The following is a 23,225-nucleotide window of genomic DNA, read 5'->3' on the forward strand; positions in this document are numbered from 1 at the left end:
CGAAGTATAGAAGTATACTATACAGGCTAAATTGATGGCATTGGGTGGAACTGTTGTTATCGCATATGGTATCTGTAGAAAAAAACGTTGTGATGTAGTAATGAAAACCGATTACAGCCTATGAAATACTCATGTTTTCCGGACAGGTAACTCAACCCCGGATTTTACCAACCCATCTTGTAGTTATGGAGTATTTGTTATGTCTCAATCGAGATTAAACCGTTTGTGTAGCAATATCGAACAGCAGGGATTGGCAGCTATTGCCTTGAACGCTGGACCAAGCCTGAATTACCTAACCGGATTGCAGTTTCATCTGATGGAACGACCGGTCGTCATGGTTATTGTACCGGGTCATGATCCTGTTATCATTCTTCCTGAACTGGAAAAACTCAAGCTTTCTCAATTACAGTTCCCCGTGCAATCATTTACCTATGGGGAGAATCCTGATCTTTGGCAGAAAACCTTTACGGATGCACTTCAAGGATTGGGTTTGAAGGGGAGCAGAATAGGGGCCGAGCCGCGTCAATTGAGGCTATTGGAATATACGTATCTTCGGGGCGCTGTTGAAGCCGAATATATTGACGGGACAACAGCGATCTCTTCGCTTAGGGCCAGAAAAGATGCTGAAGAAATTGCAAGCATGCGTCAGGCTGTGGTAATTGCGGAAAATGCACTCAAGGCAACCTTACCTATGATAAAAATTGGGGTGAGTGAAATGGATATCGCCAGTGAGTTATTTTTGCAATTAATTCGAAACGGTTCTGAAATTTCAATTCCGTTCAGTCCTATTGTTGCTGCGGGGCCTAATGGGGCCAATCCGCATGCAAAGCCGTCTGATAGGGCAATTGCTGAAGGGGATTTACTGATTATTGATTGGGGTGCACGATTCAATGGGTATGCTTCTGATTTAACACGTACCTTTGCAATCGGAAAAATTGACGAAGAGGCTGAGAAAATACATAAGATAGTACAGGCAGCCAATAGAGCTGGACGAGAAGCAACTCAACCAGGTGTAGCATGTGCTTCCGTCGATAGAGCGACACGTGATGTCATTGAGGCTGCTGGTTATGGTGAATTCTTTACTCATAGAACTGGCCACGGAATCGGCATGGAGTGTCATGAAGATCCCTATATTCATGCCACAAATGAACAACTGCTTGAAGAAGGGAACTGTTGTACTGTTGAGCCGGGAATATATCTTGAGGGTAGAAACGGCGTGCGAATCGAAGATGATGTGGTTGTAACCGCTGATGGCGCTGAATCCCTCTCAACGATGTCAAGAGAGATAGTCGTACTCGGATAATCACGTCCTTCCAATGATAGAGTAAGGAGTACATCTAAGGAGATTGTTTTTTACTCTGGTTACCCCTTACTCTTTAGATATGCCAGGACAAAGTGGATGTCTGCATAGCGATACTCACTTCCAGCCGCATCCCGCATCTCTTTGAGGGTTGCACCCTGCATAGGCGAGATTCTTTCTGCAATGATATCCCTATCACTATCGGATATCATTGCCTGGATAGCGATCTCACCCTTTTCAATAAAATAGGCAAGATGCTTCTCGATGGTGTTAGTAGTCAAATTACGTTCTTCGGCAATCTGCTCTGCGGTTTTACCTTTTCGAAACAACTCAAGGCTGACCTGTTTGGTATCTACTTTTGGGTCTGCCGGTGATTTTTGTTGTTTCTGTTCTTGCTGCGCTAGCTGCAGAAGAGGTGTGGCGGGCAGATCGACTTTCTTGATATTGTGGCGTTCCCTGTAATCGGTAACTAAGGCGATAAGTTCTTCACCATAATTGTCAGCCATCTTCTTGCCGATACCCTTAACATTTTTCAGCGCAGTAAGTGTATCCGGCAAATGGACGGCAATCTGAACCAGAGTTTTCTGGTGCATGATCTGAAAGAGCTGAACACTTTTCTCAGTTGCTTTTTTTCGTCGCCAGTCTTTGAGGCTCTGGAACAGTTCGGGGTGTCCGACATCAGCTTCAGAATATTCAATAGCAACCGGTTTTGGTTTGGCTTTGGCTGCAGCCATTTCGGCTGTGGAAACTGAGCGGAGATATTCTCCTGGTGAAAAGCCATCCCGGCATGATGAAACCGCTGCAAATTTTACCGCAGTCTCTTCCTGTAGCCATTTGATGGAGTTGTTAATACGTTTTCGTATTTCCTTGTTGTCTGTTTCTATGTAGATATTTTCTGCTGTGGGCAACAGGATAGATTCAAACTTTTCCTGGAAATAGGTTGAGGCTTTCTGCAGCCTTTCAACTATTGTGCGATCTTCTGCAGGGAGTATATCTTCAGGGAACAGGTTGTAGAGCTGGCGTTTGAAGTTATCTCCGACTGCGCATATTTCGCTATTGGTCCGTTGCTGGATTTCCGAAAGATTCTCTGCGCCAAATACCTGAATTACACTCTCGTTACGTTTAATATTGGCGACAGTACGTCCAACCTCTGAGCGTAGTTTGTCAAAGGTGAAGCATTCCATAAGCAGTTGCTGTTGATAACGAATCTTTGCTGCATCAAGCTTTTCTGTTGATGGGGAATTCTCCTGTGCTTCGGAGACAAAACGGTTCACTGTCCGGTCTGTCTTGATTGACGAGGACGTGAGTGCAGAGCTGAGAACCATTCCTTCAAAAGTTCTGCAACGACTGAGGGCAACATATACCTGGCCATGGGCGAAAGCTGCCTGCGCATCGATAATAGCTTTATCGAAGGTGAGACCCTGGCTTTTGTGGATAGTGATCGCCCAGGCAAGTTTAAGCGGGTACTGGGCAAAGGTGCCGATCGTTTTTTGAGAGATTTCTGCAGTCTCGGGATCAACGGTGTACTCGATGTTTTCCCAGGTTGCCCGTTCTACGTCTATGGTTTCAAGGTCATCGGGGCAACTCACTTCAATACTGGAACCAGACATGCGGGTGATTTTACCAATCTTACCGTTAAAGTAGCGTTTGTCAGGTGACGAATCATTGCGGACAAACATCACCTGTGCGCCGACCTTGAGTTGCAGATCAGAGGCGGTAGGAAATGTGTGTTCGGGAAAGTCCCCGTCAGTTTCTGCACTGTAGTTACGGCTTACTCCGTGTAACTCTCTAAGTTTTTTCTCGTTTATAGCATCGGCACTGCTGTTATGTGTTGACAGGGTAATATATCCCTCTCCATCTTCCGGGCTGAAGTCGGGGATGTAACGCGTGTTGAGTTGTTCCAGTGACTGTTTATCAAGCCTGTTGTCGCGAACACAATTAAGCAGCTCAATAAACATTGAGTCGGTCTGTCTGTAAATGTGTTTGAGCTCAATCGGGACCAGCTCTGTCTGGCGAAGACCGTTACTGCTGAAAAAATATGGAGAATCATAGTGTTGCTTGAGGATATGCCAGTCACTGTCTTTTACAACAGGTGATAACTGATGCAGATCACCGATCATCAGCAACTGTACGCCACCAAAAGGTAGATCTAAGCGACGGTACCGGCGAAGAACGGTGTCGACCAGATCAAGCAGGTCGGCACGTACCATACTGATTTCATCAATAACCAACAGGTCGAGGCTTTTAATAATGTTCTTTTTTTCTTTACTTACCCGATGCTGGTTCTGCCGCGGGAATGGATCACTTCCCGGCGCAAAGGGGCCGAATGGCAATTGAAAAAACGAATGCAGGGTTACTCCCCCGGCGTTAATAGCTGCAACACCGGTCGGAGCGGTAATGATAATACGCTTATTCGTTTGATTCTTTATGTTCTGCAGAAAGGTCGTCTTTCCTGTTCCGGCTTTGCCGGTAAGGAAGATATTGCAGCTTGTGTGTTTAACAAATTCTTCTGCAAGCTGCAGTTCCGGATTCTGGATGCTCATAATGGCTGTGTCAGGTAAGTATGGACGCTGAATCGATTATAGAGCAACAGCGATCTGTTTTCTTATACGATGAAATGCAGGTCGATTATGCATAAATATTCTTCAATATTTCGTTAATATCTTCGATCTCTTCTTTATCAAAAAGTTCAGGTCGAAAATCAGGCCCGGCCCATTCTATCATTGCTGCATGATCCTCATGGGTGGGATCTGTATATGCTTCAAGAAATTCCTGATAGCCCCAGATACCCCCAATGTCTTCAGGTGGGCAGGCACGTTTACCCTTGATAACAGTGGGGTGTAATATTTCAGGAGGAGATGGAAGAATCTTTTCAATAGTTATTTTATGTTGCCAGTCATCGCCGAAATCGTAGGTGTAAGAGAAGGAACCTTTTTCAGGCAGCCCCAGGCTATGAAGATTGAATTTCCTTTCATTTCGAATGGACTCCCCGCCCCAGTCTTCATCACTTGGTGGACCGTACAGTTTTTTATCAATTTCAAAATGATGGAGATGTTCGTTATGCCATCCCATGCTTACCTGGATAACTTCGTGTAGTTCGGCAAGAGTGAGTGCACCCGGAACTATAAGTCTGCGCCAGATAGGTGGTTTTGCCCCTGCTAGAGCGATCTTGATCTGGTAGTGAGGAATGTTTTCTACTGGTGTGCTGACTTTCTTCTTTTTACGAAAATCAACTTCGATAACATTCGATTTCCCAGGAAAACGTTTTTTGGTCTGACGCTCAAAGACAAAATCATTAGGAGCGGAAAATGAGGTTTCTTTAATGAGATTTGCTGTAAATTTTCCGCCATCAGAGATTATCTTCTCTATTCTGCTGGCATGATTCTGCAAAGTCTGAATGGACAGAGGCAGTGTTGCAAGCAAAAATGCCTGAATTTGGAGTTCTCTACTTTCTGCACCGATTTCAAAGGTTTCGAAAGCTTCAGAGAAAATCTCATTGGGGAGTTTTTCAAAAAATGGCAGTATCTCAACGGGGTCCACAAGGCCCTGAACCACCATGATACTAAAAAACAGTTCTTCCTGTTGTTTTGCATTAAGGGTTGAGTCAAAATCAGGTTCCCAAAAATCGGGGCGCATTGCCAGCGCTTCTTCAAAGCCGGAAACCCACTCAAGAACCTCTTCGAGTTCTTCTTTTTCAAGTGTTTCCAACTGATAAGGGAATTGAAGTGTCCCTGCTTGATGGCGTGCCTGGAATGTAGAATAAATCTGCCCCAGTACAGTGCTCATGGATCTGGCCTGATCTTCAGCGGATATTCCTGTTTCGTCTTCACCAAAGATGACCGGCATCCATTCTGAAGCCGGTATGGAATCAGGAGTGATGACGAGTCCGAACAAGTACCCCATGAGTTCATTAAAACTGAAGGTTTGTTCTGGTACAGGTGAAAGTGCGAGCAGTTCCTTAAGGAGCATTTTTTCTGTTGGGGATAGCATATAGGGTATGTTGTTAAAATTGTAGACTGGTGCCATTGTTAATCGTATTGGTACCGAGAGAATTGAAAGAAAAGAATATACTCTATCTGGTGAAAAATGAAATAGTCATCGCTGGTATCTGTGAAGGCTATGGTATGGTAGCATATTCCATTTTTACATTAGTGATGGCTTATGGGATGATGATGGGTAATACAATGAGCAGCGTAAATATAAAAGATTGCATTTGAGAGATTTTTTAATTGTATATCCAGTTTCTTGATGAATAATTAGTTTCCATCATTTATTTGAGTAAGGGTAAACTGTAGTGAGTTTTCATTCGGAAAATAGTCGTTTCAGAGTTTGAGCTTACCTGTTCGAGATCAAGGCGCCTATCAGTTTTTTATCTCAGCCATATGTGTGATTTCTTGCTGTATCGTTAGTCATGTAGTTGAGAATTCGATCTTAAGGGCAACGAGGTAAGCGAAGACTTTGAGCGGGAGATGGAAAGCACAGTTTTCGGATGTAAACGAATTAGAAGAATTACTAAAAAAGTGTATCTCAGGAGATAGTTGCACCCTTGTCATGATTTCTTCGAAATTAAAAAAAATAGTATTCGATTGGAATTATCATATCTTTGAACCGGTAATCCGGGGCGTGGGTTTGTCTGCAATAGTGGTACATCTGCTATTTTATTTCACCATGCACCATGATAGCGCTGATTTGATCAATTTTATAGCTCGAATGGTAATTGTTGCACTGTATATCCCCTTTCTTTTTTATCCTACCAAAGACTGGAAGACTCGACACAAGATCTATCTCGAGTCAATCCTTGCTGTAACAATGCCAGGATTTTTCACACTGATGCTGCTTTCAGATATCGGTACCTATTGGGCGGTAACACTCATTTTTATTGTCATTTATTATGGAGTATTTGCCCGCTGGCAGTTCGCTCTCTTTATGTATCCGATCTCTGTTTCGGCTGCTTTTGTTACCGCATCAATCATTTATTCAGAACGTTTTGCTGACATGCACGAGGTGATTCAGATTCACGGTATTGCACTTCTTGCTCTAATTCTCGTTCAGGTATTGAAGTTTTTTGTCGAAAAATCTCATAACCAGATTGTGGTTATGAAGGAGAAAACCGAGCAGCAGAACGAGATCTTTTCGGCATTACTCGATATTTCCGTTGAAGTGAGCCGATTTGATGATCTTGATGAAATATTCCACTTGCTGCTGAAACGGTTTGAGACCATTTTTCCAAAGAGGGGATTTGGGTTACTTGTTGAAGGTCCGCGCCCAAAAATCATTCAGTATATGGCTTTTCGCGGCATTTCCCAGAAAGACACAACCTTTTTGCTCCAGGTCCACCCGTACGTACTGGGGTTTGCTAATGTCAGTCTTGAAAATGATGAAGAGACACTGTCATCAATAGAAGGAGATGACTGGCAGGTATTTGGTGGCGGAATTCGGTCATCATCTATTCAGGGACAGACCTTTTACTGCTTCAAACTGTTTATCAAAGGACGATCACTGGATGGGGATGAGCGCAAAACGCTCGAAGTTTTCCTGGAGACGATTCGCGGTATGACCCGTTCGCGTATTCAGGCGCTGGAACTTGAGCGTTATTCAAATACTGATCAACTGACGGGACTGTTTAATAGAAATTACTTTGACCGGGTGTTTGAGGAATGGAAAGAGAAAGCCAGGCCTGAAAAACCATTCTCGGTGATATTTGGTGATATCAACGGGCTGAAACGGATTAATGATACCTATGGTCATCATGCGGGTGATCTGTTGATTAAGTCCTGCACAACTCTCCTCATTCATGCGGCAAGAAACTCCGATCTGGTGTTCCGCCTGGGTGGTGACGAGGTGGTAGTCCTCTGTCCTTCTACCAGGCTTGCCCAGGCAGATGAACTGGTTAAGCGTATACGGGCAGGAATGGAAACGCTCATAGTACCATGTGCCAATGAAACCACTGGAGAGGTGACAGAAGAACGGGCATATATCAGCTTCGGCGCTGCCTGTTCAACCGAACATGGGCCTGAAGAAGTAGTTGCCCTGGCAGATAAACGAATGTTTGACGCTAAGGAAAAGTGGTACAGGGAGGGAAATCGGGAGCGGTATAGGTAATAGGCAGTCTCCTGCGAACTTCATAAAGCCAATACTGTGCCTATTCGTCCTTATCAGTCTCCAGGGAATCAGAACCTTCAGAGGGTGAGTTCTTTTGGCCTCCGTCATTATCATAAAGCTGTTTCCCTGCCAGCAGCAGAAGTCCCATAGCACAGAGCGGTGCGAAAAGCGGGATGAGACCAGATAATGGACTATCCGGAGCAAGGATATAGGGAGTACCGTATTTCAGCCCGCAATATGATCCAATTGCCAGGAAGACTGAGCCCCACCATGGAAAGCTGTTCATGAGTGTTCCTCCAGTACAAGTTCTACCATTTCCTGCACCTGTGGACTGGGGTCTGAAGCCATCTGTTTGATGTGCGCAACAGCTTCATCAGTGCCGATAGTTCCTAAGATACCTATAGCCTCTCCACGGATATTGGCTGATTCAGCGTTGAGTAAGCGGAGTAGTGATGGAATAGCGAGAGGTACTTTTTCAGGTTGCAGCTTTTTTAACTCTTCAAACAATATTGCCACTCCAACCCGTACTGCAAATCGTTCATCATCAAGGATTTCGCCGGTCCAGTCATAGTAGGCGGGATCTTTTCTAAACATAGTGATGATGTTTTCTACATGCCCCATCTCCAGGAAATCTGCAATCACCGTTTTGAGCTCTTTATCACTTACTTCTTTCATGTTTTACAGCCATTGTGTGGTGTTGTTTTTTAGTGAGTGTTACGGCCATTAATGTGCATCGTATTAAGGGAGTTGGCAAGGTAATTCAAGAAAATGTTGGAAATAACGTCAGGATGATGCGGTAGATTACTTTAGCTATTCCTTTGATATCTAGATTCACTAGTGTCCGGTTAAGTTTAAAATAATTTCAACTGGTTACGAGTGTCGGTATTGACAGGTTTGCAATCTCTTTCTGTAACTAGCTGATAAAGATCGATCTTTTCGAAAGCTGACACGCTTAAAATCTGTAAAATTGTGTAGAGGCTTTCTTCGAAGTTGAGCCGTTTTTTCATTATTGCTACGATGACATAAACAGAGACTGCTATCCAGACCTGAGTTTTGACTGCGTTCTCCGAAGTTCCATAAAATCTTTTTATCCTCAAATGTTGTTTGATCCATTTGAAAAACAGCTCGACTTGCCATCGACTGCGATACAATTGTGCTATTGTTAATGCTGGCAAAGTAAAATTGTTGGTGAGAAACACGAGAATTTTTCCGGTCTTGGGGTCCCGGAATTTTACTCGACGCAAAGTGTCTGGGTAATGCTTGCCTGTATAGAAACCGGTTAACACAATTGTCTGATCGCAGCGAAGCCCCGTCTCTTTGTCGACGGGATGTGAGTAACGTCTTTGGAATTTCATGTTTGTTTTTGCACGGGTAACGAAAAATGCAGGGATCTGGTTGAAGGCATAAAGCCTTTCGAAGTCCAGATAACCTCGGTCCATTACGTAATATGCGCCAGCTTCCAAACGTAGAAGATCGAGGGTGTTGACATCGTGTAGCTTGCCGTCTGAAATGTGGATGAACGTGGGAATGTTGCCTTTTAGGTCCAGCAGTGTGTGGAGTTTGACAGCGGCCTTGTTCTTTCGAAAAAGTGCCCAAGGAAACATTGACAGGCATAGATCGATCGTGGTTGCATCCAGAGCATATACTGTTTCGTTCAGCTCTTCGAGAAACGAGTCTTCCTTGTATAACTCTCTGGCTGTAGCAATCAGGCTTTGAGCGAATTCGGCATATATGCGCCAATCGCGTTTTTCGTTGGCTTCGGCAAGAGTTGACTTTGAAACTGTTCCACGGATTCCCATGTGATAGAGCTTTTTGTTTTGAGATCGTAAGCAGATTTCGATGTCGCGTAGACTTTCTCTGTGCGTAATCTGTGCGAAAGCCATGCATAAAAACTGATCCAGGCATGAGAAGGTTCTTACTCTGAAATCGCCCTGGTATCTGGACACGCAACGGCGGAATGTTGGTAACGGCACGAAGTCCATAACTTGTTTGAAAATCAATTTTCCGGCAAACATCTGTGTACCCCCACAGGGTTTTGCCGAATATCCTCCTCTGAAAGGGATGTGATTTCAAGTCGATTATGGTCATATTGTTGCCGATTTACATTATATTCAAGAGGTTGTGATGTGCTTGGAAAAGTTTAACCGGACACTAGTGATCTAGATTGTTGAATCAGCAGGCACTGGAAAGATTCGGGTTAGCAAGCAGTACCTGTGTTGGAATTTAGAAGGAAGCAGCCGACGAAATTACTGCTGTCAAATTTGGGATTTTACGAAAGCAGTTTGGATGGTTCTATAGGAGCCAAACCGAGAATACACTTTTGCCCTGAATCTTCGTTGTTTGTGAAAATAATGCTCGTAGGTAAGCGATGACCGGGATGTCAGGTATATGGTTGAACATATTGTTTTAGAAATCCCTCGATTCTAAATACACTAACTGTTCTCGGACACCCTCCCAGAGAACAGTTAATGCTTAGTCGTGGAATGATGAAATACGTTAAAAGTTAAAGATATTACGAATTTTTTCTCTTTCGAGATTACCGAACTTGGCTTCAATGGTGAAATTAATACCGTATTGCGGCTCCCGATCATGTGATTCAGGGAAATTGACCTGTGGGGCAATTTCAAAAATCAGCCAATCCCGTAAGAAATTTTGCCGATAACGTAGACGCAAAGTGAGGTCAGAGAGTTTGTGAGAAGGTTCCGTATCAAAGGTGTTTGCCCATTCGTAGGAAATTGCCCGGTATTCTGAGATAAATTGATACAATTGGAAGGTGAGGTAATGATCTCTGCTATTTTCTATTTCGCGCCAGTACATTTCAGCTGAAGAACGTAATAGCCATTTTGCAGAAATATGCCTTTCAAGGTCAAAAGATATGTAGTTTTCCCATCCGTCGTCAGTGTAATATCTTACCCGTTCGACGAATCTGCTTTGCCATGGACCTAAGTCCTTATAATAACGGAATCTCAGCCCACCGTAGAGATAACTGAAAGATCCACCGAAGGTTGTAGAGATATTATATTTTTCAGAGCTTTTTATGAAGTATTGGATTCCGGCTGCAAAACTCTCACGGAAACTGTCGTCGTTGCTTCTGGCTCCTTGAATGTTTGAACCGAGGTCATCCTCCGGGTCGTCTTTTGCAAAAAGGATAAGCTGGGCTTTGTTCGAGAGTCGTGGAAGGTCTATTCTCCACCTGATTGATGGACTGAAGTCAAAACCATTTTCTTCGGTGTACTCTGTGGATATTCGAAGTTTAGCTATGCTTTGGTTTTCTTCTTCAGTGAATCTGCTGTCATCGAAAAAGTGGTCAAACCACTCCGCTGCATCAAGAAGCATTACTGATGCTTTTTTCTGTGTTGTGTCGAGTAATTCCTCATCATCATTCTCTTCTTCTGTGTTTAGTTCCTCCGCTTGTGAAGAGATGAGCTGATCTGCAGATTCGGTTTCTGCAGCATAGATCGATGAAGGACGCAGAAACGTAAGCAGTGCAGTTATAGAAAAAATAGAAAAAAGTATATACACAATGGATAGTGTACGATTCTTCTCTTGAATACGCACTCTCATGCAGAGCCTCTAAATATAAGGGGAAGTCATTACCAGACGTTATATATAACAGTATATGGCACAAGCCTAACAATTTTCAAGGGCATGTCGCAGAATAACCTATGATTGTTGGTAGAATTATCCGAGGCTCTTGTAAAATTAGGCTTTCTGTCTGTTTTTCGATGTAGGTTACGTAACTATCCGAAAAAAATATGATAAAAAAAGGTATAGGTTATAAGTTGTTGAATATATGAGTTAAAAAAATGAATGGGCGAGTGGGGGGGCTGTTTTGGGGCAGGCAGGAAGAAATATTGAGGCTTGTGCATTCTAGAACGTTTTATATGGCAGTAACCGTTTAGTCACCCGATTCTTAGCAGGTAAAGGATGGTCTTGACGATGGTCCGGACTATTGGTCTCAGCGTAACTCTACGTTTTACTTTTTGTCATACTCACCTGTATCCAGTGCGGAAATAATTTCGTAATATCTGCCGCTTGCTTTGAGGATTGCGAGTCCCTGATTGAAGAGCTCAATGAATCGAGAGTTTTCCTCCACATTTTTAGAGAGTATCAGATGGTATTGGCGGAGTTGCAGGACTGTCGAAGAATGAGTGATTTTTACCCGATCTTTTAGGCTGAGCCTGGCACGTTGAAAATATTTTCCAACCTGGTTCACCTGTGGAATCGCATCTATTCTTTTGTGAAGAAGGCGCTGGTAGAGATTGTCATAATTGCCCGATCGATCGATTGTCAATATGCCTTCCTTCTCGGCTGCTTCAAGAGTTGGGTAAACCGTATGCAGCGTGGCGCCGATAGTTAAATTTTTCAGATCCTTGACCTCTTTCCATTTAAGCTTGCGTGATTTCAGATAGAAAAGGTATTCAGGGTCGGAGATCACCACATCTGAGTAATAAAAATCCTTTTCTCTTTCCGGTGTCTTTACCCATATCAGGGTGCCGTGCCATATACCATCAACGGCAAGCTGATAAGCTCGTTTCCAGGGGAAAAAACCGTATTCAACATCTACGCCTACAGCTGCAAAAGCCTCTGTTACGATGTGCGATGCTGCACCGTTCTGCGGGAGTTTTGCGGAGAGGTATGGAGGCCACTCTCCGTTGGTCAGCCGTATCTGTTCATTGGCTCCTGCTACTGAATAGACTGTGAGGAAAAGAGCAATGATTAGAGTAGGAAGTGATTTCATCACTGATACCCCTTTATTGACGTGCTTGATGTGGGGAGTCGGAGGATCCTGGCACAAACCGGGAGACATCCCGTAACTGGCTGTTTCTGTGAAGCAGGTCGCCTTTTGATTCCAGGAGTAGGTCAGGAAAGTGCAGTTTCCTTAAAAACTCATAATACAATGATAGTTCCACAATGTAGTAAATGCAAAAAAGGAACTACTGAAGCCTGCCATTTTGCAAATCCATTGCTACTAGAGAAGAGTAGTGACCCGCGAGTGCCATCAGTTCATCGTGGCTGCCCTGTTCGACAATCGAACCGCTGTCCATAACGATGATATGATCGGCTCTACGGATCGTTGAGAGGCGGTGAGCAATAATAAGTGAGGTGCGGTTACTGAAAATATCTTCAATTGCCGCTTCGAGAATGTTTTCAGATTCTGTATCAATGGCAGCGGTCGCCTCATCAAGTACCAGAATTTTTGGATCGCGGCAGAGAACCCGGGCAAATGAGAGCAGCTGTTTTTCACCTGTTGAGAGTTCCTGGCCACCTTCGCCAATACGGGTGTCCAGTCCTTGCGGTAATAGGGCAACGAATCGCTGCATACCGGTTTTTTGAAGAATCTCTTCGACACTTTCCCTGCTTTTTCCTGTGTCCATAACAATATTAGTCAGCAGAGTATCCTGGAGTATCAGCACATCCTGAAGAACAACTCCGACGATATTGCGGAGTTGATGCAGGCTGAAATCACCAATGGAAGTGTCATCGATGGTTATAGTTCCATGTTGCGGTTCGTAAAAACGGAGCAAGAGATTAACCAGAGTTGTTTTTCCGGAGCCGGTTGTCCCGACAAGCGCCACAGTCTGACCATGCTTGATGCACAGATTGATGTTTCGAATAACCGGGGTGCCAGGACTATAGCCGAATGTTACGTCAGTGAATTGTAAATCTCCCTGAATTGAGGGCACTACTGCCTGCCTGGTAGGATCTTCAATGGTGTTTTTTGTGTCGAGTAGTTGAAAAATCCGCTCAGCTGATGCCATTGCCGATTGAACAATAGAGTATTTCTGGCTGAGTTCACGAAGTGGTTGAAAAAAGAGACGCATATACGAAATAAAGGCAACAAGTTCACCGATGGTCAGCCGTTGTTGAAGTATTTCTCCACCTCCGTACCAGAGAATGAGAGCCATGGCGGCAGATCCCATAAATTCAGTAATCGGCATGAACATGCCAAATAGCTTAATCTGGGAAAGGGCTCTGTCCTGATATTCCAAACTCATTTCTTCAAAATCATCACGGGTTCGAGTGTGTCTCCCGAAGAGTTGCAGGATAGACATGCCTGAAAGTGATTCTGAGAGAAAAGAATTAATGCGTGCGAGTTGAGTTCGGATCGCCCTGAATTTTTCGCGGGCGAGTCTGGCAAAAACAAACGTCAGGGTGAGTGAGATCGGCACAAAAAAAGACATGATCAGTGCCAGTCGCGGGTTCATGAGAAAAAGAGCAAAGAGGATACCTGCAATACGAAGAAGATCGTTAAACATCGTCACCATGACAGAGGTGAACATCTCATGCATGTTCTGGATGTCATTGGTCAGGCGGGTGACAAGTTTGCCAAGAGGATTGGTATTGAAGAAAGGCAGATCAAGCCGCAGCATATGGCGAAACAGATCCTGCCTGATTGAGTGCATAATTGATTGACCGATATATTCAAGCAACAGCACCTGTAAAAATGAAAGAAGAAAGACGGCTAGAACCATCAAAAGGTACCAGAAAGCTGTGTCGGCCAGTCCTGCAAAACGTTCATGAATTGCAAGAATATCACTGGTGATAAAACTGTCAATTCCGCGTTGCATCAACCATGGCTGAGCCAGAGTCGCACCTGTTAAAGCTAAAGAAAGGAAGACAGCAACTGAGAATGATCCCAGTCGATCATAGCTGTAACGGGCTATACGTCGCCAGAGACCGAGGTCACTAATAGATACAGTTTTTCCGCCTTCATCGTAGCCATAATTTCTCATGAGATTGACACCTCGGCGGGATTCTGACGTATCTGTTTTTCAAACATCGTCTTATATAGCGGGCTTCCATCAAGGAGTTGCTCGTGGGTACCGTCATGGGCAACCCTGCCTTCTTCAAGAATGATAATTCTGTCTGTCATTGATAAAAGCTTGATGCGATTGGAGACAATGATCACGGTTTTGCCAGAAAGACGGTGTTGCAATCCTTGAAAAACTTCATGCTCGGTGGCGACATCGACTGCTGAGAGGCCATCATCAATAAGCAGTATAGGCTTATCGCAGAGAAGTGCGCGGGCGAGAGCAAGACGCTGGCGTTGCCCGCCTGAGAGTTTTACTCCGCGTTCGCCAATCATCGTCTCATAGCTGGCTGGAAATTCGAGGATATCCTCATGTATCGCGGCATGTTGGGCGGCAGTTTCAATTTCATCCTTGCTTGCATCCGGTACGCCAAGGGCAATATTCGCGGCAATTGTATCCGAAAAAAGAATCGGCTCCTGTCCTACATAACCAATATGAGCATGGATATAGCTGACAGATAATGTGTTTACATCGTGATCATTTATATAGAGCAGGTCGTTATCAACCGGATAAAGGCGGGCCAGTAACTTACAAAGAGTTGATTTGCCGCTGCCGGTACGGCCGGTAATGCCATGTATTCCAGGGCCGAGTTGAAGGCTGATTCCAGCAAGAGCAGGACGTTCAGCACCTGAATAGCTGAAGCTGAGGTTTTTAAGTTCAAATACAGGATTTTCAAGAGGAGACGTCGGCATTGTCTCAATTTGCGGCAGGGTCGACTTACAGTTCACCAGTGCAAAAATGCGGTTTAAGGAGGTAAGACCGCGCTGTACAAGATTTGCCACCCAGCCTATTGCCATCATTGGCCAGACAAGCATGTACAGATAGCTGATGAAGGCGACAAAATCACCGATGGTGATGCTGCCGGAAATGACAAGACGCCCGCCATACCAGAGAACCAGTAACATACCAATGTTGCCGACCAGCGTTGCTATTGGAAACATCAAGCCCTGGAGAAAGGCTACCTGCAGGTTACTTTTGACGTATTTTTTACCAAGACTGTCAAAACGACCGGTCTGAAATGTTTCTGTAGTATAGGCTTTAATAAGTCGGATCGATACCAGTGTTGAGCGTGCAAATTCAGTGAGTAGAGAAAACTGTTCCTGAACGGTGGTAAACCGTTTATGCATTTTGGCGGACAGGATACGGGTGAAAATTGCAAGGAAAGGCATCGGTAAAAGTGCCAGTAGAGTGAGTTTCGCGTTTATGTGGATCATAAATCCAATAGCTGCGGTCCCCATTACCAGCGCATCAACTGCTGCCACCATTCCCATTCCGCACGCCATCTGAACCGCATTCAGGTCGTTACTCATATGGGCCATAAGATCGCCGGTGGTGTGTTTCTCAAAAAATGGGGCATCCATTTTCAGGATATGATTAAACATGCGATTTCGTACTGCTCGTTCAAGAAGTCGGGAGAAACCGATAATGAGATAGCGCCAGAAGAATCGTAAACAGGCAACAATGACAGCGAGAAAAACGATGAGGCCACCGAGTTTCAGCAGGCCCATTTGAGTGATTTGCTGCTCAGCGAGGCCGTCAACTCCATGTTTAACAACCCGGGGGATAATGAGCTGAATAAAATCTACACATAACAGCGCGATGAATCCAATAACCAACCTTCCTCTGTGTTTACGGTAGGATGGAATCAACAACGTCAATAACTCGGCAATGCGTGCCTTTGCGGGTTGGGAAGCTGTTTGAGTTGATGTGTTTCGCAAGGTGTGTTTGTTGTCGTTAAGTATTGAAATCCCGTTATGTAAAAGTATCAGGGCTGTTCACCTATTATCTCTTTTTGGTATAACAGACAATGGTTCGAAACCCAAGATTGAAAAAACGGTAATGTTAGTGCGTAATTTTCAATTCCTTTTACAAATCCCAAGATATGATTAAGGTTCTTGGTACATTGGATAAGTGATAAATTATATATTCTTATCAACAGGGTAGGGCTGTTCTATGAAGAATGCAATCCTCGAAGCAAAAGAGTTGAAAAAAACGTATATCATCGGAGACCGGCAGGAGTCGATCCTTGATAATGTTTCAGTTACCATTGATGAGGGTGAGTTTGTGGTGATCTCCGGGAGTTCTGGGAGTGGTAAAACTACCTTGTTGAGTCTCCTCTCAGGTCTTGATCGTCCGACCTCCGGCAGGGTGATGATGGCCGGTCAGGATATAACTGATCTGAGTGAAGATCGACTGGCACCGATACGAAATGAACTTACCGGTTTTGTGTTCCAGGCATTTCATCTTGTCCCTTCTTTAAATGCACTCGAAAATGTGATGTTTCCAGCAGAACTGAGGCATGATAAGGAGGCGGGCAGGAAGGCGGCAGATCTGCTCAAACAGGTAGGTCTTTGGCCCAGAAGATTAAACTACCCGCACCAGTTGTCAGGTGGTGAGAAGCAGCGGGTGGCGATCTGCAGGGCGCTGATTAACGAGCCAAAATTGATTTTTGCAGATGAGCCGACAGGTAATCTGGATTCAGAAAATTCAAATGCCATTATTGAATTAATGATGACATTGCACCGTGAGCGTTCTACGACTCTCGTTATGGCAACCCACAGCCGTGAAGTGGCAGAAATAGCTGACCGCATCATCCGCCTCCACGATGGGAGATTACAGGGTAGCGGAGGGCAAACCTGATGCTGAATCTGAGATTTCTTTTCCGGGAAATGATTGAGTCTCGAAATCAGGCTGTAATCTTTGTTCTTTGTGTGGCGCTCTCTATCACAACATTGGTTGCACTTAACAGCTTTAAACGGGATGTGAACGATTCGATTATTGGTGATGCTAGAGCACTGCATGGTGGTGACCTGATACTACACTCCCATTATGAGTTTTCACCCGGGCTATTGGCTGGGGTTGAATCCATGAAAAATGATATTCAATTAACGTCACGGAGCTGGGAGTTTTACTCTGTGGTTCGAAGTTCTTCTGGTGATAAGACTAAGTTCAGTAACATCATGGCAGTGAGTTCGACGTACCCTCTGTATGGATCTGTGGATCTTGATTCAGGTAAAGAATTTCAGCAGGTACTTACGCCCGGAAATATTGTGGTTGGCAGGGAATTGCTTGAAAAACTCAGCCTGAAGGTTGGTGATTCGCTCCATGTCGGAAAGGCAGAGTTGATAATAGCTGATGTGGTTGCAAGCGAATCTTCAAAACCTGTCGAAGTATTTAATTTTGGTCCAAGGGTGTTTGTTGCAGCAGCTGATCTCGAAAAGCTCGACCTGATTAAAACAGGCAGCCGTGTTGAATATGAGATGATGCTGAAACTAAAAGACAGCAGCAAAACTGCTCTTTCGGCTTTAGAAGAGCAGTTAAAAACTTTCGCAGTGGCGGGACAGGAACGGGTAGCTTCATATATGTCTGCCAGGTCAGGTCTAAAACGTTTTTTTGACAACCTGCTCTTTTTTCTTTCACTGATCTCAATTTTTACCTTGTTGCTGGCTGGTATCGGCATGCAAAGCTCTCTTTCTGCACTATTACGGCAGAAAGAGAAAAGTCTGGCCATAATTAAAGCAATTGGGGCAACGCAGAAATTTCTATTAACCCATTACCTGACTCTGGTATTGATCTTTGGCCTGGTGGGCAGTTTGATTGGCGTCTCTGCCGGTGTAGCTTTGAAAGCGTGGTTTCCATTACTTTTTGGTGGAATTCTCCCTGCGGGGACTATCGGCGGTATGAGTCCTGGTGATATTGCTGAAGGTCTTATTCTCGGTTTTCTGGTGGTAGTCTTTTTTACGTGCCTGCCGCTCTACCGTCTACAGGATGTGAAGCCCAATACAATTTTCAGAAGTGAAGGGGGATCTGCAAAGAGAGGTGCAGTATATTATCTCGCTTTAACTGGTGGATTAGTGTTTCTGACATTGCTGGTGGTTCGTCAGCTTGATGATTTTAAAACTGGCGTATATTTTATGGCCGGTACCATCGGGCTTATCCTGCTTATTACACTTCTGACAAAGCTACTTTTGAGTGGCCTCGGACGAATTACCATTAGTTCATTACCATTGAGGCAGTCTGTCAGAAGTTTGCTGAGGCCGGGCAATTCAACGCGGCCTGTCGTCGTTACCCTTGCTTCAGCTTTATCCGTGCTTCTGGCAATTTTTTTGGTGGAGTATAACCTGCATTCCACGTATGTTGAGTCCTATCCTGAAGATGCACCGAACCTGTTTCTGGTAGATATCCAACCTGATCAAAAAGAAGGGTTTACCCAGATCATCGGCGAAGGTGTGCAATTACACCCGATAATCCGGGCACGATTAAAAGCTATCAACGGGGAAAAAATTGAGCGCGGGCAAAAACGCAATCGTTGGAGCGACAGCCTCTCCCGCGAGTTCAATCTGACTTACAGAGATAATCTGTTGCCTGATGAAATTGTTACTGAGGGCAAGGAACTGTACCAGCGTGATAGTAGTGGTTCATTGCCGCTTCAGGTTTCTGTTCTGGATATGGTTGCTGATATGGGTGACATGAAGGTGGGAGATATTCTCGAATTTAATATTCAGGGCGTTCCGCTTACAGCAAAATTGACGAGTATTCGTACCAGAAATAAATCTATGCTCTACCCGTTTTTCTACTTTGTTTTCCCCGAGCAATATCTGAAAAAAGCACCGCAAACATTATTTGCTGCAGTCCATGTTGAAAAGAGCAGAATCTCACAGCTGGAATCTCAAGTGGTGAGTCGATATCCGAATATCAGCATAATCAATATGGCTGAAACGGCTATTGAACTGGGTGCTGTGATGAAAAAACTCTCAGGTATTGTAAACTTCTTCGCGTTTTTCTCGATATTGGCTGGAGGGCTTATCATCATTAGTTCAATTCTGGCAACACGCATGGCAAGAGTACGGGAGGCTGTATATTATAAAGTACTTGGAGGAAAATCCGGCTTTGTTACATCTGTGTTTTTCTATGAAAATATGGTGCTTGGACTGTTGAGTTCATTGCTTGGAGTAGTTCTTGCTCAACTGGGTAGCTGGGCGCTATGTCATTTTCTGTTTGATATCGGATATTCACCGAACTGGTTAGCTTCGGGATTACTTGTATTTTTTACTCTCTGTCTGGTGGTAACTGTCGGTATGACAAGCTCTGTCAGTATCATCAGGCAGAAGCCAATAGTGTTTTTACGGGAGCAGACAATTGAATAACCATTTTTCTTCGAATCGGGTTGTTGTCTTCCTGCTGATGATACTGCTGTTATTGGTAGCAGGTTGTGAGCAGGACATTAAGGTTGAAACCCCAGTTGCTGAGGCGCGAAGTTATACAGGTACCATTGTGGCGGTTGGCGATAGTCTCACAGCTGGACTTGGAGTTGATGAACAGTTCAGTTATCCATCGCAACTCCAGGAACGGTTAGATAACGATGGATATACGTTTAAGGTTATTAATGCAGGAGTGAGCGGTGAGACAACCAGTGGAACAGTCTCCAGGCTTGATTGGATTATGACCATGAAGCCGGATATTGTGATTCTCGAGATTGGTGCTAATGACGGCCTTCGTGGAATTGATGTGAAGGTCCCTGAAGAGAATCTGATCAAGATCCTCAACTATTTTGAAAGAAACAATGTAATAACTGTTCTTACCGGGATGCAGATGGTCTGGAATCTCGGGCCTGAATATACTGCAGAATTTAATGCTATTTATCCAGCGATTGCAAAAGATCATGGTGTGATCTTTATGCCGTTTTTTCTAAAAGATGTGGCAACAGTCAGGGCCCTGAATATAGAGGACGGATTACACCCGAATGGTGATGGGTATACCATAATTGTTGATAATTTGTACCCATACGTGAAAGAAGCCATCGAGCGTTTTACAAATTATTACTCAGATGCAGACTCGATTGAAGAGGTTCGGTAAATGGTAGCAGAGAAACAACGCGATGGAGATGCCCAGTCAATTATCCTTGAATCGATTTCAGATGGAGTCTTCACGGTTGACCATGAATGGCGGATTACCTCGTTTAACCGTGCAGCCGAGGAAATTACAGGTATACCACGCAGCAAAGCAATAGGTAGTTTCTGCCGGGAAATTTTTCGCTCGAATATGTGTGAGAGAAACTGTGCTCTCAAGCGATCTATGAATGAGGGAAAAAATTTCGTCAGCTCTTCAACCTATATTGTCAACAGCAAAAACGAGCGTATTCCCATAACAGTCTCGACCTCACCTCTTGTCAACGAGGGGGGGGATGTGCTTGGAGGAGTGGAAACATTCAGGGATCATAGTCTTGTAGAAGAATTGCGACGTGAGCTGGCAGGCACGGCTCAACTTCAAGGGATTGTCAGCCGTGCCGGTACTATGACTACGATACTGAAAATTCTCCCTCAGGTCGCTGAAAGTGACAGCACCGTGCTAATTCAAGGTGAGACAGGCACAGGTAAGGAATTGCTGGCACGGGCAATCCATTCCTTGTCCGGCAGAAACTCGAAACTGTTTACAGCAATAAATTGCGGTGCTCTGCCTGATAGCTTACTGGAGTCGGAACTGTTTGGCTATAAGGCGGGCGCTTTCACTGGTGCTGAACGTGACAAACCCGGCATTCTTGAGGCTGCTGCTGACGGAACTATTCTGCTTGATGAAATCGGTGACACCAGCCCGGCATTCCAGGTGAAATTGCTTCGTGTTTTAGAAGAACATGAGTTCCAGCCTCTCGGAGGCGTAAGCAAGGTGAAAACTGACGCAAGAGTTATTGCGGCCACTAACTGTGATCTCGAAGAAATGATTGAGAAGGGAGATTTCAGGCGTGATCTGTTTTATCGAATCAATATTGTTCGACTGGAACTGCCTCCCTTAAGAGAACGTGTAGAAGATATTCCTCTGCTTGTTGATCACTTTACCGAGCGGATGAATATCAAAAAAGGCTGTAATGTGAGTGGGGTCGAACCGGCTGCAATGGCGGTTCTTCTGGCACACGACTATCCTGGTAATATACGGGAACTTGAAAATATTATTGAGCACGGATTTGTTCTTTGCCGCAATGGCGAGATAGGTGTTGAGCATCTTCCTTTGTATCTGGTGAAATCTACATCGGGTTTTCAACCATACACGGATGGTGCTAAGTCTTCAGCATCACTGGTCGACGCTGTGCAATCAGCGGAAGGTGAGGCCATTCTTCAAGCGTTAAAGAATACACACTATAATCGTAAAGCTGCAGCTGCTGAGCTTGGTATGCATAAGTCGACTCTGCATCGTAAAATGAAAAAGCTTAAATTATCCCTTCCTCCTCTTGATGGTCGCTCAGGTAAAGCGACGCAATAACGCCACTCTTCGCGACTGTGCGACTGTGCATGGTTGCATTGTCGCGCCTCTAGCTCCTTCCAAATAGTCCTCTGAAATCGTCAGAAAATCTTTATCACATTGAAATATGGTTCTAAAATGCTATTTATGTGCATATGCAAATTTCTGGTACGATGCTTGCTCTATATCTATTCATAAACTGCTCCAGAAGAGTAGCCTGCATGATGCAGGGTTAAAATGATGGAGGTATTACCATGCAAAAAAAGAATCAGGGTAATCAGGGTGGCCGTGGATTGGGAAAAGGTGGTGGTAGAGGTATTTGCAGGCAGCAGAATATTACAGAGGGCACCGGACAAGGAATGGGCCTTGGCAAAAGGCTTGGCCGTAATGAAAATGCCGGGAGTGGAGGTCGATGCGGCATGAGAGGAAAAAACATGACAGCTGCCGATCCGGTACAACACGACACGCGTATGAAAGGACAAGAGGATGAGGGAACACAAGATGCATCAGAATGACCAGGGCCCGTTGAAAATCATTCTTGCAAGTAAACAGCACGAGCGTTTTGCCCCAATAGAACGAGGGCTGTGGAATGCTGCTGATACAGAGTTCTATGAGGCGGATTCTGCCGGAGCGGTATTCGAGATCCTGAAATCAAAAGACATCAAGCTTGTGATTTTTGATGACACGCTGGCTGACACAAGCGGGCTTGATGTTGTCAGGGTTCTTGCGAGGCAAGCACCTTTTGTCTCCTGTGCTCTGGTGAGTGATCTGGAAGCTGAAAAATTTCACCATGAAACTGAAGGTCTTGGGGTGCTGATGCAGCTCTCTGAACCTCTCGGGGAAGAGGCTGCAAAATTGCTTATCAACAGCCTTGTTGCATGCGGCTTGCTGGTTGACAATTATGTCATCAATGCAGGGGGTGAGCAATGATCATCAGTGTAGCAAGTGGAAAGGGAGGGACGGGGAAAACGACAGTTGCAACAAATCTCGCTGCAGCAATGGATATTCCTATTCAGCTTCTTGATTGCGATGTTGAAGAACCCAATGCCCATATATTTATCAAACCGGTCATTCATGACAAAAGAACAGTCTATACGATGGTCCCCGAGGTGGATAGCGAGAGGTGTACCGGCTGCGGTGATTGTGTAAAGATTTGTCGTTTTAGTGCCCTTGCAGCGATAGGTGGCAAAGTAATAACCTTTGCAGATCTTTGTCATGGGTGCGGTGGTTGTGTCGAGGTTTGCACTGACGGGGCAATCACAGAGGGACATCGGGAAGTTGGTATTGTGGAATCCGGTAACAGTGGTCTGATTGCTTTTGAGATGGGTAAAATGAGGATAGGTGAGCCGGCGGCGCCCCCGTTAATTCGGAAAGTCAGAGAAAAAATAACTCCAGAAGGCGATACCATTATTGATGCACCTCCCGGGACTTCCTGTCCGGTAATTTCAGCAATCGAAGGCACCGATTATGTCATTCTGGTTACTGAGCCGACGCCCTTTGGTCTTCATGATCTCAAGTTGGCTGTTGAGGTGGTTAAAGAGATAGCTATTCCCTGTGGGATAGTGATCAACCGATCTGATCTTGGAGATGACAAAGTACACGAATATGCATCGAATGAGGGGATTCCAATTCTCATGGAAATACCATTCAGTCGGGATGTTGCATCTGCCTATTCACGTGGGGAAATGCTCATTACCAGTGGTGATAATGGTGCTGAGTGGCGACAGATGTTTCAGAGTCTGTTCAGGAAAATACATATTCTGGCAGAGTGCTGA

General features: G+C 44.7%; 18 protein-coding genes. 9 read left to right on the plus strand and 9 right to left on the minus strand.

What is annotated here, in order from left to right:
* The first annotated feature begins 199 nt into the window (after window positions 1–199).
* On the plus strand, window positions 200–1,303 hold the full coding sequence (locus tag FCL46_RS01225) for a M24 family metallopeptidase (protein WP_136809778.1): 1,104 nt from the start codon (window positions 200–202) through the stop codon (window positions 1,301–1,303).
* A 59-nt stretch (window positions 1,304–1,362) separates the two neighbouring features.
* Here the strand turns inward: FCL46_RS01225 and FCL46_RS01230 are convergent, their stop codons facing one another.
* Entirely contained in the window at window positions 1,363–3,843 is a 2,481-nt protein-coding gene (locus FCL46_RS01230) for a helix-turn-helix domain-containing protein (RefSeq protein WP_136809777.1), read from the minus strand.
* 85 nt (window positions 3,844–3,928) lie between these two features.
* A complete protein-coding gene (locus FCL46_RS01235) occupies window positions 3,929–5,290 on the minus strand; it encodes a UPF0149 family protein (RefSeq protein ID WP_217909545.1) in 1,362 nt (453 codons plus the stop codon).
* Between the two features lie 561 nt (window positions 5,291–5,851).
* Between FCL46_RS01235 and FCL46_RS01245 the strand changes: the two genes are divergently transcribed.
* The gene (locus FCL46_RS01245) at window positions 5,852–7,402 is read left to right on the plus strand and encodes a sensor domain-containing diguanylate cyclase (protein ID WP_136809775.1); all 1,551 of its coding nucleotides are present in this window, start codon (window positions 5,852–5,854) and stop codon (window positions 7,400–7,402) included.
* 40 nt (window positions 7,403–7,442) lie between these two features.
* On the opposite strand, the gene FCL46_RS01250 is transcribed toward FCL46_RS01245, so the two are convergent.
* The 7 genes from FCL46_RS01250 to FCL46_RS01280 all read right to left on the minus strand — a co-directional run bounded on the left by FCL46_RS01250 (window position 7,443) and on the right by FCL46_RS01280 (window position 15,935).
* On the minus strand, window positions 7,443–7,688 hold the full coding sequence (locus tag FCL46_RS01250; protein WP_136809774.1) for a hypothetical protein: 246 nt from the start codon (window positions 7,686–7,688) through the stop codon (window positions 7,443–7,445).
* Window positions 7,685–8,077, minus strand: a complete 393-nt coding sequence (locus FCL46_RS01255) for a HEAT repeat domain-containing protein (RefSeq protein WP_136809773.1) — start codon at window positions 8,075–8,077, stop codon at window positions 7,685–7,687. Before FCL46_RS01255 ends, FCL46_RS01250 begins: the two co-directional genes overlap by 4 nt.
* Window positions 8,078–8,253: 176 nt before the next feature.
* A complete protein-coding gene (locus tag FCL46_RS01260; protein ID WP_136809772.1) occupies window positions 8,254–9,417 on the minus strand; it encodes an IS4 family transposase in 1,164 nt (387 codons plus the stop codon).
* Between the two features lie 481 nt (window positions 9,418–9,898).
* A complete protein-coding gene (locus FCL46_RS01265) occupies window positions 9,899–10,966 on the minus strand; it encodes a hypothetical protein (RefSeq protein ID WP_136809771.1) in 1,068 nt (355 codons plus the stop codon).
* A gap of 412 nt (window positions 10,967–11,378) precedes the next feature.
* On the minus strand, window positions 11,379–12,143 hold the full coding sequence (locus FCL46_RS01270) for a substrate-binding periplasmic protein (protein WP_167506019.1): 765 nt from the start codon (window positions 12,141–12,143) through the stop codon (window positions 11,379–11,381).
* 196 nt (window positions 12,144–12,339) lie between these two features.
* Window positions 12,340–14,139 carry an ABC transporter ATP-binding protein gene (locus FCL46_RS01275; protein WP_136809769.1) on the minus strand — a complete coding sequence of 600 codons (1,800 nt, stop codon included), beginning with the start codon at window positions 14,137–14,139 and terminating at the stop codon, window positions 12,340–12,342.
* Window positions 14,136–15,935, minus strand: coding sequence for an ABC transporter ATP-binding protein (locus FCL46_RS01280; protein WP_136809768.1), 1,800 nt, complete (start codon window positions 15,933–15,935; stop codon window positions 14,136–14,138). Before FCL46_RS01280 ends, FCL46_RS01275 begins: the two co-directional genes overlap by 4 nt.
* 235 nt (window positions 15,936–16,170) lie before the next feature.
* Between FCL46_RS01280 and FCL46_RS01285 the strand changes: the two genes are divergently transcribed.
* From FCL46_RS01285 to FCL46_RS01315, 7 genes are all read left to right on the plus strand, one after another.
* Complete coding sequence (locus FCL46_RS01285) at window positions 16,171–16,857, plus strand: ABC transporter ATP-binding protein (protein WP_136809767.1); 687 nt, start codon at window positions 16,171–16,173, stop codon at window positions 16,855–16,857.
* Window positions 16,857–19,364: an ABC transporter permease gene (locus FCL46_RS01290; protein ID WP_136809766.1), complete on the plus strand. Its 2,508-nt coding sequence runs from the start codon at window positions 16,857–16,859 to the stop codon at window positions 19,362–19,364. The genes FCL46_RS01285 and FCL46_RS01290 overlap by 1 nt, the downstream gene beginning before the upstream one ends.
* Complete coding sequence (locus tag FCL46_RS01295; protein WP_217909546.1) at window positions 19,357–20,073, plus strand: arylesterase; 717 nt, start codon at window positions 19,357–19,359, stop codon at window positions 20,071–20,073. Before FCL46_RS01290 ends, FCL46_RS01295 begins: the two co-directional genes overlap by 8 nt.
* Window positions 20,074–21,471, plus strand: coding sequence for a sigma-54 interaction domain-containing protein (locus FCL46_RS01300; RefSeq protein ID WP_136809765.1), 1,398 nt, complete (start codon window positions 20,074–20,076; stop codon window positions 21,469–21,471).
* Window positions 21,472–21,704: 233 nt separating this feature from the next.
* Window positions 21,705–21,965, plus strand: coding sequence for a hypothetical protein (locus FCL46_RS01305; protein ID WP_136809764.1), 261 nt, complete (start codon window positions 21,705–21,707; stop codon window positions 21,963–21,965).
* The gene (locus FCL46_RS01310; protein ID WP_136809763.1) at window positions 21,937–22,380 is read left to right on the plus strand and encodes an ANTAR domain-containing protein; all 444 of its coding nucleotides are present in this window, start codon (window positions 21,937–21,939) and stop codon (window positions 22,378–22,380) included. Before FCL46_RS01305 ends, FCL46_RS01310 begins: the two co-directional genes overlap by 29 nt.
* Window positions 22,377–23,225, plus strand: coding sequence for an ATP-binding protein (locus FCL46_RS01315; protein ID WP_136809762.1), 849 nt, complete (start codon window positions 22,377–22,379; stop codon window positions 23,223–23,225). The genes FCL46_RS01310 and FCL46_RS01315 overlap by 4 nt, the downstream gene beginning before the upstream one ends.

It is taken from the genome of Desulfosediminicola flagellatus (assembly GCF_005116655.2).
Classification (GTDB): Bacteria; Desulfobacterota; Desulfobulbia; order Desulfobulbales; family Desulfocapsaceae; genus Desulfopila; species Desulfopila flagellata.